Here is a 13406-nt window from a genome sequence, read left to right on the forward strand (position 1 = left end):
ATGCCAGGGGCTCATGCCCGGTCGGCGCAATGCCTGACGGACGCATGGCTCTCGAAGTACGCCGCCATGGTCTTGAGCAGGCCCGTGATGTCCTGGCGCACGGCCTCGAAGCCGGCGTTGCGCTCGCGAGTGTCCTCATCCATGTAGACGGGCCGGCGGATCTCGATCTGCATGCTGTGCCGCTGCAGCGCGGGCTGGCCGATCCTGGCGATCAGCTGTACGCCCTTGTAGGGATCGTTGCGCGCCACGGTGTAGCCGCAGCCGCGCAGGTATTCCTCCACCAGGGCGACGAAGGCGGGCTCGCAGGTGCTGCCGTCGCGGTCGCCCAGCACGAAGTCGGCCAGAGGCCGCTCGCTGCGGATCTGCAGCCGCTCATAGGCGTTGTTGGGCATGGAGTGCAGGTTCAGGTGCCAGACCGCGCCAAAGCGCCGGTGCGTGTCCTCCACGGCCTGGGCCAGCGCCTGGTGGTAGGGCCGGTAGCAGCGCGCAATGCGCTGCTGCACCTCGTCCACGGGCAGCAGGCGGTCGTAGATGGGCTGGTTCTTCACGGTGCGCCAGATCAGGCCCGAGCCGATGCGCGTCTTCTCCCCGGGCGACAGCGGCGTGGGCCAGGGCGTGGCCAGCAGGGCCGGGTCTATGTCGTCGAGCGTGCGGTTCAGGTCCAGGTAGCTGCGCGGGAACAGCGCCTCCACCAGGGTGGCGCCGACTGCGGGCGCGGCGCCCCACAAGGCCTCGACATGGGTGTCCTCGGCCGCACGCAGCACGGAGCGCGGCACGGCGTGCCCGAAATCGCCCGGGTAGCGCACGCCGCTGTGCGGCGAATCGCACACCAGCGGTATGGCGGCGCCCTCGGGCGGGTGCAGCACGAACATGGCCTGGTCCTGGAGGGTGTCCTGCATCTTCATCTCACTCCGCACTGATCTTGGCGACCTTGGCCACGGCGGCGTAGCGCGCCACGGCCTGCTCGATCTGGGTCTGGAACTGTTGCGGCGTGTTGGGGATGAGGGTGGCACCCGCGTCCTCCATCTTCTTGATGAAGTCCGGCTGCTTCATGGCCGCATGGATGGCCTGGTTGAGCCGGCGCACCACCGGCGCCGGCGTGCCTGCCGGCGCGACGATGCCAAACCAGCCGCCATTGCCCATCTGTGGAAAGCCGAGCTCGCCGTAGGTGGGCACGTCGGGCAGGGCGGGGGAGCGCTTGTCCGAGAGCACGGCCAGGGCGCGCAACCGCCCGGCCTGGATGTGGGTGAGGGCCGAGGGCAGGTTGTCCGTGATCGCATCCACCTGGCCGGCCACGGCGTCGTTGAGCGCCATGCCCGATCCCTTGTAGGGCACGTGCAGCAGCTCGATCTTCGCCAGGCTGGAGAAATACTCCACGTTGGCATGTCCCAGCGAGCCCATGCCGGGCGAGGCGAAGGTGATCTTGCCCGGCTCCTTCCTGGCCATGGCCAGCAGCTCGGCCATGGTCCTGGCGGGGAACTTGGCGTTGACGGCCAGCACGCTGGGCACGGTCGCCACATTGCTGACGGGGGCGAAGTCCTTGACCGGGTCGTACTTGAGGCGGGCGCCGTAGGCGGCGGCATTCGAGCCGTGCGTGCTCATGGTGGCCATGCCCAGGGTGTAGCCGTCAGGGCGCGACTTGGCCACCTGCTCCATGCCCAGCGAGCCGCCTGCACCGGCGCGGTTCTCCACCACGATGGCCTGGCCCAGCTCGCGGGCCGCGTATTCGCCGATCAGGCGTGCGGCCAGGTCGGTCGAGCCGCTGGCCGCAAAGGGCACGATGAGGCGGATGGGCCTGTCGGGAAATTCGGCACGGGCCGCCGTGGCGCCCAGCAGGGCGATGCCGGCGATGGCGCCAAGGGCGAGGACGGTGCTGCGGCGTGCACGAAGCGGTGCGCCAAGCGGTGAGCGAAGGGATGTGGGCGTGTTCATGACGACAAAGTGTCGGTGGCATGGCCCGTGCTTCCAAACGACAATTTGGCCGCTAGCATGACTGTTGCGCATGCTCGCACCGGCTTCGGGCGCGCCGTTGTGCTGTCCGTCAATGCCCGTTCAGGGTCTGTATTCCATGCGTCTGCACTCGCCTTCGATGTCCGAGCTTCATGCCTTCGCCACGGCGGCGCGGCTGGGCAGTTTTTCGCGCGCGGCGGCCGAGCTGTGCGTCACCCAGAGCGCGGTCAGCCGTGCCGTGGCACGGCTGGAGCAGCACTACGGCCTGGCGCTGATCAAGCGCAATGCGCATTCCCTGCACCTCACGCCCGTGGGCCGGGAACTGCTGGACGCCGTGCGCGAGCCGCTGGCCGCCATCGAGGAAACCAGCGCCCGCCTGCGCCTGGGCGCGGCCGACCGGCCGCTGAACCTGGCGGTGGTGCCCACCTTGGCCAGCGCCTGGCTGATTCCGCGCCTGCGCGCCTTCCAGCAACTGCACCCCGGCATCCGCGTGAACTTCGTGCCCTACCGCAAGAGCGAGGATTTCACGGGCCCCACACCCGACGCCGCCGTGCTTACCGGCCTGGGCCCCGAGGACTGGCCGCACTGCAGCTGCGACTACGTCATCGGCCGCGAGATGGTGCCCATCTGCCACCCGGCGCGCATGGCCCAGCGGCTGGCCCAGGGCGCCTGGCGCAAGCCCGGCGATCTGGCCACCGAGCCGCTGCTCTATCAAACCACCGCCCCGGGCAACTGGACGCAGTGGCTGCGCGCGGCCGGCGCCGGCCGCAAGGCGCCCAACCTCGCCACGGCGTTCGATCAGGTGTCCATCCTGATCCAGGCAGTGATTGCGGACATGGGCCTGGCCCTGGTGCAGCGCTGCCTGGTGCGCGAGGAACTGCGGGCCGGCACCGTCGTGGTGCCTTTTGACCTGCCGGTCACGCTGCAGCGCGGCTATTTCCTGTGCGTACCCGGCGACCGGCGGCCCCGGCCCGGATTTGCCGAGTTCCGCCGCTGGCTGCTGGACACGGCGGCGGCCGATATCGCCGCCATGGGCATCCACCCGGCCGCCGCCTGAGACCCGTCACGGCGTCATTGCCAGCGTGGCGTTGTCGATCACGAAGCGGTACTTCACATCGCCCTGCAGCATGCGCTCGTAGGCGGCGTTGATCTCGTCGGCGCGGATCATCTCGATATCGGCCACGATGCCGTGCTCGGCGCAGAAATCCAGCATCTCCTGCGTTTCGGGAATGCCGCCGATCATGGAGCCGGCCAGGCTGCGGCGCTTCATGATCAGGTTGAATACCTGGGGCGAGGGATGGGGCGTGGCCGGCGCGCCCACCAGGGCCATGGTGCCGTCGCGCTTGAGCAGGGTGAAGAAGGCGTCCAGGTCATGCGGCGCGGCCACGGTGTTGAGGATGAAGTCCAGGCTCTTGGCGTGCGCCGCCATCTCGGCCGCGTTGCGCGAGACCACCACTTCGTCGGCACCCAGGGTGCGCGCCGCCTCACGCTTGGACTCGGAGGTGGTGAAGGCCACCACATGCGCGCCCATGGCGTGGGCCAGCTTGATGCCCATGTGGCCCAGGCCGCCAATGCCCACCACGCCCACCTTGTGGCCCGGCCCCACGCCCCAGTGGCGCAGCGGCGACCAGGTGGTGATGCCCGCGCACAGCAGCGGCGCCACGGCGGCCAGCTGTTCCTCGGGGTGGCGGATGTGCAGCACATAGCGCTCATGCACGACGATGCTCTGCGCGTAGCCGCCCAGCGTGTGGCCGGGCGCATCGGGCGTGGGGCCGTTGTAGGTGCCGACCATGTGGTCGCAATAGTTCTCCAGGCCCTCGTCGCAGTCCGCGCAATGGCGGCAGCTGTCCACGATGCAGCCCACGCCGACCAGATCGCCGGCCTTCACGCCCGAGACATGGGCGCCCACGGCCGAGACGCGGCCCACGATCTCGTGGCCCGGCACGCAGGGGTAGAGCGTGCCCGCCCATTCCGAGCGTACCTGGTGGATGTCGGAGTGGCAGACGCCGCAGAAGGCGATCTCGATCTGCACATCGTGCGCGCCCGGTGCGCGGCGCGTGATGTCCAGGGATTGCAGGGGCAGGTCGCCCGCATGGGCTCCATAGGCTTTGACGGTCATGGGGTGTTCCTCGTGGGAGGCCTGGTGGGTGTGGAAAGGGATGCGGGCATTCTTGCCGCCGCCTGCCCTGCTGACTAGCTAATCAATGCTTAATGGGCTTATCAGCACAGCTAATCAATGGATGGCGCTAGGCTTGCGGCCATGGCAAGACGCAACCTCAATGACCTGCTGGCCTTCGTCACCGTGGCGCGCGAGGGCAGCTTCACGCGCGCGGCGGCTGCGCTGGGCGTCACCCAGTCGGCGCTGAGCCAGACCGTGCGCGCGCTGGAGGAGCGGCTGCAGATCCGCCTGCTCACGCGCACCACGCGCAGCGTCTCGCCCACGGCGGCGGGCGAGCGGCTGATGCAGGCCATAGGCCACCGCTTCGACGAGATCGAGGCCGAACTCGACGCCCTGACCGCGCTGCGCGACAAGCCCGGCGGCACGGTGCGCATCACCTGCGGCGACTACATGCTGCAAAGCACCCTGCTGCCCCGGCTGGCGCCGCTGCTGCTCGCCTATCCGGACATCTGCATGGAATTCGACGTGTACTACGGATTCCGCGACATCGTGGCCGAGCGCTTCGACGCCGGCGTGCGCCTGGGCAGCACCATCGACAAGGACATGATCGCCGTGCCCATCGGCCCGCCGCTGCGCATGGCCGTGGTGTCCTCGCCCGGGTATTTCGCGGAGCACGGCATTCCGAAGAATCCGCAGGACCTGATGGCGCACCGCTGCATCAACCAGCGCATGGTGACCTCGGGCGGCCTGTATGTGTGGGAGTTCGAGCGCCGGGGCCGCAAGATGAATGTGCGCGTGGACGGGCCGCTGATCTTCAACACCACCCAGCCCCAGATCGATGCGTCCCTGGCCGGGCTGGGCATCACGCTGCTGCCCGAGGACGAGGTCATGCCCTGGATCCAGAGCGGCCAGCTGCAGCGCGTGTTGGAGGACTGGTGCCCAAGATTCGACGGCCACCACCTGTACTACCCCAGCCGCAGGCAGCCCTCGCCCGCGTTCTCGCTGGTGGTCGATGCGCTGCGCTGGCGCGGCTGAGGCGCCTGGCCATCAACGCAGCGGCGAAGTAGGCATTGCCGCCGGCGACATACGCGGCAGGTCAGCTTGGGCACAATGAACGGCTTTCGCCCAGCCTCTTTCGCGGTCCTTGGACGCGACTCCTTCACGCGATTTCCTTACGCGATCTCTTCACGCGATGCAGCAAGAACCCGACTTCCTCCACAACCTGAACCAGGAATTCCGGGACGGCAGGCGCTGGCTGGACCGCACCATCGTGCTGGCCTATGCGGCCGCCGCCGGGCTGTGCGTGGTGGCCTTCACGCTGATGGCCGATGCGGGCTTTGAACTCTTCGAGAGCATCTACCACTGGCAGGGCGGCTGGGCCGTTCTGCTGTGGATGCCTGCTGTCACGGCGGGCGCCGTGTGGCTCACGCGGCGCTGGGCGCCGGGCGCGGCGGGGTCGGGCATTCCGCAGGTGATCGCCACGCTGGACCCGGCGCTGGACCCCGCGCAGCGCGGGCGCTTCGTGTCGCTGTGGCTGTCCTTCGCCAAGATGGTCCTGGCCAGCGCGGGCTTTGCGGCGGGGCTGTCGATCGGGCGCGAGGGGCCTTCGGTGCAGGTGGCCGCCGGTGTCATGCACCATGCGCGGCGCTGGTTCGGGCCGCATTCGGGCATCAGCCACCATGCGCTGCTGGTGGCCGGCGGCGCGGCCGGCATTGCGGCGGCCTTCAACGCGCCGCTGGCGGGCGTGGCCTTCGCCATCGAGGAGCTGTCGCGCAAGCTGGAGTCGCGCTCCAGCGGCCTGATCATCGCGGCCATCGTGCTGGCCGGCCTGATGGGCGTGTCGGCCTTCGGCAACCTCAGCTATTTCGGGCGCATCCAGGTGCCCCACCTGACCTGGGACGCGCTGCTGCCTGGCCTGTGCGTGACCCTGGCCTGCGGCGTACTGGGAGGCCTCTTCGCCAAGCTGCTGGCCGCTTCGCTGACCCGCACGCCCGAGCGGCTCAACCAGCTGCGTGCGCGCTTTCCCATCCGCTTCGCGGCGGCGATCGCGCTGGTGATCGCCGTCATCGGCATGGTCACGGGCGGCGCCACCTTCGGCGCGGGCTCGGAGGCCGTCAAGCACATGCTGGCGGGCCAGGCCGACGTGCCCTCGTTCTACGTCACCCTGAAGTTCATCGCCACCTGGCTGTCGGCCTGGGTGGGCGTGCCGGGCGGCATCTTCGCGCCCTCGCTGTCGATTGGCGCGGGCGTGGGCCACAACGTGGCCGGCCTCATGGGCGCAGACATCGCGCCCGCCCTCATCGCCATGGGCATGGCCGCCTTCCTGGCCGCCGTGACACAGGCGCCGCTGACGGCCTTCATCATCGTGATGGAGATGGTGGACGGCCACTCCATGGTGCTCAGCCTCATGGCCGCTGCCATGCTGGCCAGCCTGGTCTCGCGCATGCTGGCCCGGCCGCTGTACGAGACGCTGGCCCAGCACATGCTGAGTCTGGTGCCTGCACCTGCCCCTGAGCCAGTACCTGAGCCCGTACCAGCACCGGCCGCCGCGCCGGAACCGGAGCCCGCCAGCGCACCTGCCAGCACCGCAGAGCCGGCTGCACCGTCCAGGGACCAGGACAAGCCCGCAGGCGCCTGAGCCGGGCGCGCTTGGCTGACAGGCAATGGCGAAGGGCGATGGCCTGGGCGCGCTGCACGCCACGCCATGCTCGCTTCCTGAGTCCTGACGCACAACCCGAGGAAAGGAACGCGCCATGTGGGAGGAAGTAACCAGCACCCTGGCCGAGGAATTCTCCAGCCTGCCCGATGCAGCCGAGGTCACGCGCGTCATGGTGCGCCTGCTGCTGGCGGCCCTGCTGGGCGGCATCGTCGGCTACGAGCGAGAACACAAGGGCAAGGCCGCCGGCCTGCGCACCCACATGCTGGTGGCCATGGGCGCGGCGCTGTTCGTGCTGGTGCCCGAGCGCGGCGGCATGGGCATTGCCGACATGAGCCGCGTGATCCAGGGCGTGGTGGCCGGCGTGGGCTTCCTGGGCGCGGGCGCCATCATCAAGCGCCACTCCGAAGAACAGGTGCAGGGCCTGACCACGGCCGCCGGCATCTGGATGACGGCCGCCATCGGCGTGGCCTGCGGCCTGGGGCGCGAAGCGATCGCGCTGCTGGCCACGCTGCTGGCCATCGTCATCCTCGTGATGCTGCCGCACGTGGTCAGTGCGCCACCCCCGCACGATGACGCGGAGCCGGATACCAAGCCGCGGGAGACCTGAGGGCGGTCTGCGGCTCAGGCGTGCGGCTGTGGGCGTGATGGCGGGGACTTCGCCTGTGCCAGCAAACTGTCCCAATCGCCAGGAGGGTGCCCGTTGGCCAGCATTTTTCGGAACACCCTGTAGGCATCGTCGCTGCCCTCATAGGCTCGCTTGGTGTCCTCATCGTTGACCCAGGCGAACACGATGATTTTGCTGGGGGCGTGAAAGCGGAAGAACAGGCGGTACTGCTGGAAGAACCTGGCCCGAAACCAGTGCTTGTGCTCCTCGCCCAGGGTATGGCCCTGGCGGTAGTCTGGCCGCGTGGGATCCTGCGGGATGACATCGAATGCCAGCTTGCGGATCGCCGCCAATCGCTTGGTCGCGTTCTTGCGTGTGTACCCGCCAGGGTCCTTCGTTTTCAGACCCTCCACTTCCTGGCTCAACGCCTGCAGCTGGGCCAGGAAAAGCGGGTGCATGAATACCGTCCAGCCGTGGATGCGCAAGGGGGCGGGCGGTACGGCGCTCATTCGTCGTCTGCCGAAAGCGGTGCATCCAGATCGACCTCGATGCCTTCGGTCAGCGCCTGGATCTGCTGCGCCAGACGGGCATCCATGGTCTGCAGGCGCTCGGGGTGGGCTGCCATGTCCTGGGCCAGAAAGCCGAGAAACTGGCCCAGCACGGGATCGGCATCCTCGGCGGAGTCGGCGCGACTGAGCACGACCTCCCCGCCGGGCAGGATGGTGTAGTGGATCCTGTCGCGCTTGCTCAGGTGCAATGCGCGGCGAACGGCTTCGGGAATGGTGGTCTGGTAGCGGTCAGTGAGCGTGGATTCGGCTTCAAGTGTCGAAAACATGATGGCATCTCCTGATAGGCTGCCATGCATGGTAATGCAGGTGCATTACCATACCCGGGCGAAAGGTTCCTTCCCGGAAAGCACGCGCATCCCGCCTCAGAAATCCACACTCGCACTCAGCGAGAACGTGCGCGGACCGCCCACCGTCAGGTAGCCCGAACCCGGGTAGCCGCCCACGGAGGCCCAGTAGTTGCGATCCGTCGCGTTGTCCACGCGCAGGCGCAGCGTGAGCAGCTTGCCCTGCACTTCGGTCATGTAGCGCACGCCCAGGTCCAGGCGGTTCCATCCGGCCACGCGCAGGGTGTTGACGTCGTTGGCGTAGCTGGCGCCGGTGTGCACCAGGCGGCCGTCCAGCGCCAGGCCGTTGATGCCTGGCACATCCCATTCCACGCCCGCCGTGGCCTGGAAGCGCGGCACGCCGATGACGCGCTTGCCGTCGGTGGTGGCTCGGCCCGTGCTTTGCTGCCTGGCGTCCAGCCAGGTGGCGCCGCCCAGCAGGCGCAGGCCGCGCATGGGTTCGCCGAAGACGTTGAATTCCACGCCCTGGTGGCGGTCCTTGCCGGCCGAGGTGAAGAGGTTGCCGTCGATCAGCGAGCGCGGCTTGTCGGTGGAGAAGAAGGCCAGGCCGCCGCCCAGCTTGCCGCCGTCGTACTTGACGCCCACTTCCTTTTGCTTGGTCACGTAGGGCGACATCTGCTGGCCCGCGTTGGCGATGATGGTGTCGCCCGACTTGGCCGGCGCCGTGTCGCCCTGGGCCAGTCCCTCGATGTAGTTGCCGTACAGCGATACCTGGGGCGTGAGCTTGAACACCGCGCCCAGCACCGGGCTGGTGCGGCTCTGGTCATAGGCCGTGCGCACGCCGCCCTGGCTGGTAACTGCGCCGTTGCTGACGAGGCGGTAGCTCACCGAGTCGGTCTCTATCGTCTGGCGGCGCACGCCGGCCGTCACCAGCATGCGGCCGTTCATCAGCGACAGCGTGTCGCCCAGCGCAAAGCTGTTCAGGCGCGTGCCCCGGTTGTAGGCGGGGTTGGACAGGTCGTTGCCCAGGTAGTTGAGCGGCGTGATCGCGTAGTAGCTGGGGTTGTAGAGGTTGGTGTTCAGCACATTGCCCTGGACCGCAGACGTGCTCATGCCATAGGCGTTGTAGACCTTGAGGTCGAAGGCCGAATAGCTGGCGACGATCTCATGGCCCACATCGCCCGTCTGCAGGCGTGCGCGCACGCCCAGCTCGCCCGTGCTCACGCGGTCCTTGCGGGCGTTGTCGAAGCGGCTGGTGGTGGCCGCGCCATTGCCAGCCGCTGCCAGCGTGATGTTGGCCAGCGAGTTGTTCTCGGAGCTGCGGCGCAGGCCGTAGGCGGCCCAGGCCGTCACATTGCTGTTGATGTCCCACTCGCCGCGCAGCGTGCCGAACAGGTCGCGCTCGTCGGAATAGGTCCAGGGCTGGGCCCAGTTGGAGGAAGCATCGGGCGCCGCAGGAATGGCGGCCAGCCCTGCGCCCGGCGTGACGTTGGTGCGCGTGCGCTTGAGGCGGTTGTCCTGCCAGCCGATGTCGCCCGACAGGCGCACATTGCGGCTGCGCCAGTCCATGCCCACGGACAACAGATCGAGCTTGGAACTTTCCTGGTCGATGGCGGTATCGCCGCCCCGGTGCGCGGCGTTCAGGCGGATGCCCGTGGCCTGGTCGGGGCCGAAGCGCCGGCTCACGTCGGCCGCCACGAAGGCCTGGCCGCCGCTGGCAATGCCTGCCGTCACGCGCGACAGCGGATCGCTGCCCGCGCGCTTGGGCAGCAGGTTGATGTTGCCGCCCAGCCCGCCGCCATTGGGGCTGGCGCCCATCAGAAAGGCCGATGCGCCGCGCAGCAGCTCCACGCGCTCGAACAGCTCGGTGGCGATGTACTGGCGCGGCAGCAGCGCGTACAGGCCGTTGTAGGCCACGTCGTCCGAGCCCAGCACGAAGCCGCGCACGAAGTAGGACTCCTGGAAATTGCCGAAGCCGCGCGCCACGCGCACGGAAGGATCGTTCTGCAGCACATCGCCCACGCTCTTGGCCTGGCGGTCCTGGATCAGCTCGTTGGTGTAGCTGGTGATGGAGAACGGCGTCTCCATGTTGTCGCGCGTGCCCAGAATCCCGGCCCGCCCGCCGCGCGCCACCTGGCCGCCCGCGTAGGGCCTGGACAGGCCTTCAGCCGACGCATCGGCGCTGGCCTCCACGGTGACGGTGCCCAGCTCGGGCGCGGCCGTTGCCGTGGAAGGGGCAGGTTGGGCCCATGCGGCGCCAGCAGACAAAAGAAGGGCCAGGGCCCCGGCGATCGGGGTCAGCGTGTGGAGGGGGGAGTGCATGGAGAAAACGGGATGAGAATGCGGGATGAGAATGATTCCCAATAATTTTATCGATGCGACTCCCCCGTATGGAGCTTGTAGGGAGATGTGTCTGTTTGTGCCCACACTCCGCCTGGCCCGCCTTCACGCCTGTCCAAGCAGCTCCCACGAGCAGACCTGCGCCTCATCCTCCCCCTGCACGAACGCAACCCGCATGCCCAGCGCCTTGCCCATGCCCTGCACGGCCAGGCGCAGGGCGGCGGGCACGGCGCGGTCGCCCGTGATGACGACCATGCCCCGGCACAGCTGGCGCATGCGTTCGCGGTTGCGCTTGAAGAACAGGGCGCGCTGCTTGCGTTCTTCGTGGCTTTCCTCGGGGTGGTCGCCGGGCAGGTGGTCGGTGAGCAGCACGAAGTGCCGGCCCTGGTCGAGCAGGGATTCGATCCGGGCTTCGGCCGATGCGTCATTGCCGCTGCCTGCGTCTGCAGGTGCCTGCGCTTCGGGTTCGCGCAGGTAGACCAGGGGAAAGCGGGAGGTATCGATCAGCATGTCATGGTTCCTGGGAAAAGCAGGGCATCAGTACAGGTCGTGCCTGACCGCATGGGCGTAGTGGGCGTTGGCTTGCTCCTGTTGGGCGGCATCCATGGCGGGCGCCGTGGCGTCGGCCAGCTGCGTGAGGGCGGCCATCATCTGGCCCACGGTGGGCAGGGCGGCGCGGTCCAGCTGGCTTGACGGGTTCCACAGGCCGGAGCGGTGGATGGCCTTGCCGCAGTGCAGCAGCACCTCGTCGACCAGCACCACGGTGGCGGTCTTGGGCGTGCCCCTGCCTTCACTCAGCTCCTGCAGCAGATGGGGGTCGGTGGAGATGCGGCCGCGCCCGTTGATGCGCAGGAAGATGTCCAGCCCCGGGAACAGGAAGAGCAGGGCCAGGCGGTCATCGGCCTGCAGGTTGCGCAGGGATTCGATGCGGTTGTTGCCGGGCCAGTCGGCAAAGGCCACGGTGCGCTCGTCCAGCACCTGCACAAAGCCGGGCGGCCCGCCGCGCGGCGAGGCGTCCAGGCCGCGTTCGCCGGCCGTGGCCAGGCAAAAGAAGCTGGCCTGGCGCAGATAGGCCTCGTGGAAGTCGGACAGGCGGTCGCGCACGGCCTTCTGGATTCTTTCTGCCGGGGCGGCGTAGAGCGAATCCAGGTCGATGGCCGGGCCTGGCGGCTCTGCAAGGGCGGTGTTGTCTGTGTGCATGGCACAAGCGTAAGAACAAAGGCGTTGGCGGCTGTAGACTGGATCAGCCAATAAATAGCTCAAAGACGCCATGCCCGATGCCATTCTTGAACTGGTCAGCCATGTGAACCGTGCCGATGGCCCCGTGCTGATCGCGGCCGTGGGCAACCAGGACGAGGAGCTGGCCTCCGAGCCGCACCGCCACGCGCGCGGCCAGCTGTTCGGCTCGCTGCGCGGGCTGCTGTCGGTGGGCGTGGAAGACGCGGTCTGGGTGGTGCCCGCCATCCATGCCGTGTGGCTGCCGCCGCACCAGCTGCATTCGGGCCGCTCCCATGGTCCCTTCCACGGCTGGAGCGTCTACGTGGCGGAGCCGGCCTGCGCCGACCTGCCGAAGCGGCCCTGCGCCATCCGCACCTCGGGCCTGCTGCGTGAGGCCGTGCTGCGCGCCGCCGGCTGGGGATGGCAGCAAGGCGTGCCCACAACGCAGCCCGTGCAACCAGGCCCTTCGGCGGACCAGGCCCGCGCCCATGTGATGGCGGTGATCCTGGACGAGATCCGCACCCTGCCCGTGGAGCCCCTGGGCCTGCCCCTGCCCGCCGACCCGCGCCTGCAGCGCATCGCCCGCGCGCTGATCGCCGACCCGGCCGATGCCCGCGACCTGGAGGCCTGGGCACGCTGGGCCGCCGTCAGCTCGCGCACGCTGAGCCGGCGCTTTGTCTCGGAAACCGGCTTCAGCTTCACCGCCTGGCGCCAGCGCGCACGGCTGATGCGCTCGCTGGAGATGCTGGCCGCCGGCGCGCCGGTGACGAACATCGCGCTGGACCTGGGCTACGCCACGGCCAGCGCCTTCATCGGGCTGTTCCGGCGCACGTTCGGGGAGACGCCTGCGGCGTACCGGGGGAGGCTGGGGGCTGCGCGGGACTGAGGGGCTGCGGTGCCCTTGTGGCTAACGGCTTCGCCTACAACCGCTGCAACTGCGCATTCAGATACGCATCGCGCGAGGGCAGCAGGTGCTCGGCGCACAGGCGGACCAGGGCATCACGGTCCTGGGCGCGCAGGGCTTCGATCATCTGCCAGTGTTCCTGGCGTGCGCGCTCGCGGTAGTCGGCCGAGACCAGGGAGGCGAAGCGGATGGGGTGCGTCTGGCGCGCGTATTCGGTGATGGCCTTGTGCAGCGTGTCGTTGCCCGCCAGCGCAAACAGTTCCTGGTGAAAGGCCAGGTTGATGCGGAACACCAGGCGCGCGTTGCCTTCGGCCACGGCGGCGTCGTGCTGCTGCTGGATGGAGGTCAGGCGTTCGAGCCTCTCGGCCGGCACGGGCAGGGGGATCTTGCGCGCGGCCTCGACTTCCAGCATGCCGCGCAGCTCGTACAGCTCCTGTACTTCCTGGGTGGAGAAGGAGCGAACCAGGGCGCCGACGTTCTTGCGGCGCTCGATCAAGCCCATGCGGTCCAGCGCGGCCAGGGCCTCGCGGGCGATGTGGCGCTTGACGTCGAAGCGGGCCATGAGGTCGTCTTCGACCAGACGCTCGCGCGGGTGCAGCCGGCCGAAGACCACGTCCTCTTCCAGCGCGGCCACCATGGCGCCCAGGGCGTCGGCTGCGGGGGCGGGTTCGGCATCCAGGGAAATCGGCAGTGAGGCGGCAGCGACCATCAAGACAGGCGGTTGGGACAAAAACGCCATTTTGTCCGAACTGATGGCCT

14 protein-coding genes are annotated in these 13406 nt (G+C 68.8%); 5 read left to right on the forward strand and 9 right to left on the reverse strand.

The genetic code is table 11. The annotated features are described in order from the left end of the window. Positions 1 to 11: 11 nt before the first annotated feature. On the reverse strand, positions 12 to 899 hold the full coding sequence (locus BW39_RS10760) for an N-formylglutamate amidohydrolase (RefSeq protein ID WP_152547226.1): 888 nt from the start codon (positions 897 to 899) through the stop codon (positions 12 to 14). 7 nt (positions 900 to 906) lie between these two features. Further along, positions 907 to 1932, reverse strand: a complete 1026-nt coding sequence (locus BW39_RS10765; RefSeq protein WP_013800517.1) for a Bug family tripartite tricarboxylate transporter substrate binding protein — start codon at positions 1930 to 1932, stop codon at positions 907 to 909. A 136-nt stretch (positions 1933 to 2068) separates the two neighbouring features. Between BW39_RS10765 and BW39_RS10770 the strand changes: the two genes are divergently transcribed. Next, positions 2069 to 3007 (forward strand): LysR substrate-binding domain-containing protein, encoded by a 939-nt coding sequence (locus tag BW39_RS10770; protein WP_043821719.1) that lies wholly within the window; start codon positions 2069 to 2071, stop codon positions 3005 to 3007. A gap of 6 nt (positions 3008 to 3013) precedes the next feature. On the opposite strand, the gene BW39_RS10775 is transcribed toward BW39_RS10770, so the two are convergent. Continuing rightward, a complete protein-coding gene (locus tag BW39_RS10775; protein WP_043821668.1) occupies positions 3014 to 4069 on the reverse strand; it encodes an NAD(P)-dependent alcohol dehydrogenase in 1056 nt (351 codons plus the stop codon). A 141-nt stretch (positions 4070 to 4210) separates the two neighbouring features. On the opposite strand from BW39_RS10775, the gene BW39_RS10780 reads away from it, so the two are divergent. The 3 genes from BW39_RS10780 (at position 4211) to BW39_RS10790 (ending at position 7335) form a co-directional block, all read left to right on the forward strand. Next, positions 4211 to 5104, forward strand: coding sequence for a LysR family transcriptional regulator (locus tag BW39_RS10780; RefSeq protein WP_013800520.1), 894 nt, complete (start codon positions 4211 to 4213; stop codon positions 5102 to 5104). 157 nt (positions 5105 to 5261) lie between these two features. Continuing rightward, the gene (locus tag BW39_RS10785; protein WP_043821670.1) at positions 5262 to 6707 is read left to right on the forward strand and encodes a chloride channel protein; all 1446 of its coding nucleotides are present in this window, start codon (positions 5262 to 5264) and stop codon (positions 6705 to 6707) included. Positions 6708 to 6822: 115 nt separating this feature from the next. Next, a complete protein-coding gene (locus tag BW39_RS10790; protein ID WP_043821673.1) occupies positions 6823 to 7335 on the forward strand; it encodes an MgtC/SapB family protein in 513 nt (170 codons plus the stop codon). Between the two features lie 14 nt (positions 7336 to 7349). Here the strand turns inward: BW39_RS10790 and BW39_RS10795 are convergent, their stop codons facing one another. From BW39_RS10795 to BW39_RS10815, 5 genes are all read right to left on the reverse strand, one after another. Next, complete coding sequence (locus BW39_RS10795) at positions 7350 to 7841, reverse strand: type II toxin-antitoxin system YhaV family toxin (RefSeq protein ID WP_043821675.1); 492 nt, start codon at positions 7839 to 7841, stop codon at positions 7350 to 7352. Then, positions 7838 to 8167: a type II toxin-antitoxin system PrlF family antitoxin gene (locus BW39_RS10800; protein ID WP_016452695.1), complete on the reverse strand. Its 330-nt coding sequence runs from the start codon at positions 8165 to 8167 to the stop codon at positions 7838 to 7840. Before BW39_RS10800 ends, BW39_RS10795 begins: the two co-directional genes overlap by 4 nt. A 96-nt stretch (positions 8168 to 8263) precedes the next feature. Beyond that, complete coding sequence (locus BW39_RS10805; RefSeq protein WP_043821677.1) at positions 8264 to 10507, reverse strand: TonB-dependent receptor; 2244 nt, start codon at positions 10505 to 10507, stop codon at positions 8264 to 8266. 123 nt (positions 10508 to 10630) lie between these two features. Next, positions 10631 to 11035: a hypothetical protein gene (locus BW39_RS10810; protein WP_043821679.1), complete on the reverse strand. Its 405-nt coding sequence runs from the start codon at positions 11033 to 11035 to the stop codon at positions 10631 to 10633. 27 nt (positions 11036 to 11062) lie between these two features. Further along, positions 11063 to 11725 (reverse strand): MSMEG_1061 family FMN-dependent PPOX-type flavoprotein, encoded by a 663-nt coding sequence (locus BW39_RS10815; protein ID WP_043821680.1) that lies wholly within the window; start codon positions 11723 to 11725, stop codon positions 11063 to 11065. A 70-nt stretch (positions 11726 to 11795) separates the two neighbouring features. Here BW39_RS10815 and BW39_RS10820 point away from each other — a divergent pair, with 70 nt between their 5' ends. Further along, positions 11796 to 12629 (forward strand): AraC family transcriptional regulator, encoded by an 834-nt coding sequence (locus BW39_RS10820; RefSeq protein ID WP_043821682.1) that lies wholly within the window; start codon positions 11796 to 11798, stop codon positions 12627 to 12629. 34 nt (positions 12630 to 12663) lie between these two features. Here the strand turns inward: BW39_RS10820 and BW39_RS10825 are convergent, their stop codons facing one another. After that, positions 12664 to 13356, reverse strand: a complete 693-nt coding sequence (locus BW39_RS10825; protein ID WP_043821684.1) for a GntR family transcriptional regulator — start codon at positions 13354 to 13356, stop codon at positions 12664 to 12666. Between the last annotated feature and the right edge of the window lie 50 nt (positions 13357 to 13406).

The sequence above is a fragment of the Delftia sp. RIT313 genome, from assembly GCF_000632165.1.
GTDB lineage: Bacteria > Pseudomonadota > Gammaproteobacteria > Burkholderiales > Burkholderiaceae_C > Comamonas > Comamonas acidovorans.

Coding starts and splice junctions, on each gene's coding strand:
- BW39_RS10825 (WP_043821684.1), bottom strand. CDS start 13,356: ATGGTCGCTGCCGCCTCACTGCCGATTTCCCTGGATGCCGAACCCGCC.
- BW39_RS10770 (WP_043821719.1), top strand. CDS start 2,069: ATGCGTCTGCACTCGCCTTCGATGTCCGAGCTTCATGCCTTCGCCACG.
- BW39_RS10780 (WP_013800520.1), top strand. CDS start 4,211: ATGGCAAGACGCAACCTCAATGACCTGCTGGCCTTCGTCACCGTGGCG.
- BW39_RS10785 (WP_043821670.1), top strand. CDS start 5,262: ATGCAGCAAGAACCCGACTTCCTCCACAACCTGAACCAGGAATTCCGG.
- BW39_RS10795 (WP_043821675.1), bottom strand. CDS start 7,841: ATGAGCGCCGTACCGCCCGCCCCCTTGCGCATCCACGGCTGGACGGTA.
- BW39_RS10775 (WP_043821668.1), bottom strand. CDS start 4,069: ATGACCGTCAAAGCCTATGGAGCCCATGCGGGCGACCTGCCCCTGCAA.
- BW39_RS10820 (WP_043821682.1), top strand. CDS start 11,796: ATGCCCGATGCCATTCTTGAACTGGTCAGCCATGTGAACCGTGCCGAT.
- BW39_RS10790 (WP_043821673.1), top strand. CDS start 6,823: ATGTGGGAGGAAGTAACCAGCACCCTGGCCGAGGAATTCTCCAGCCTG.
- BW39_RS10765 (WP_013800517.1), bottom strand. CDS start 1,932: ATGAACACGCCCACATCCCTTCGCTCACCGCTTGGCGCACCGCTTCGT.
- BW39_RS10800 (WP_016452695.1), bottom strand. CDS start 8,167: ATGTTTTCGACACTTGAAGCCGAATCCACGCTCACTGACCGCTACCAG.
- BW39_RS10760 (WP_152547226.1), bottom strand. CDS start 899: ATGCAGGACACCCTCCAGGACCAGGCCATGTTCGTGCTGCACCCGCCC.
- BW39_RS10815 (WP_043821680.1), bottom strand. CDS start 11,725: ATGCACACAGACAACACCGCCCTTGCAGAGCCGCCAGGCCCGGCCATC.
- BW39_RS10805 (WP_043821677.1), bottom strand. CDS start 10,507: ATGCACTCCCCCCTCCACACGCTGACCCCGATCGCCGGGGCCCTGGCC.
- BW39_RS10810 (WP_043821679.1), bottom strand. CDS start 11,035: ATGCTGATCGATACCTCCCGCTTTCCCCTGGTCTACCTGCGCGAACCC.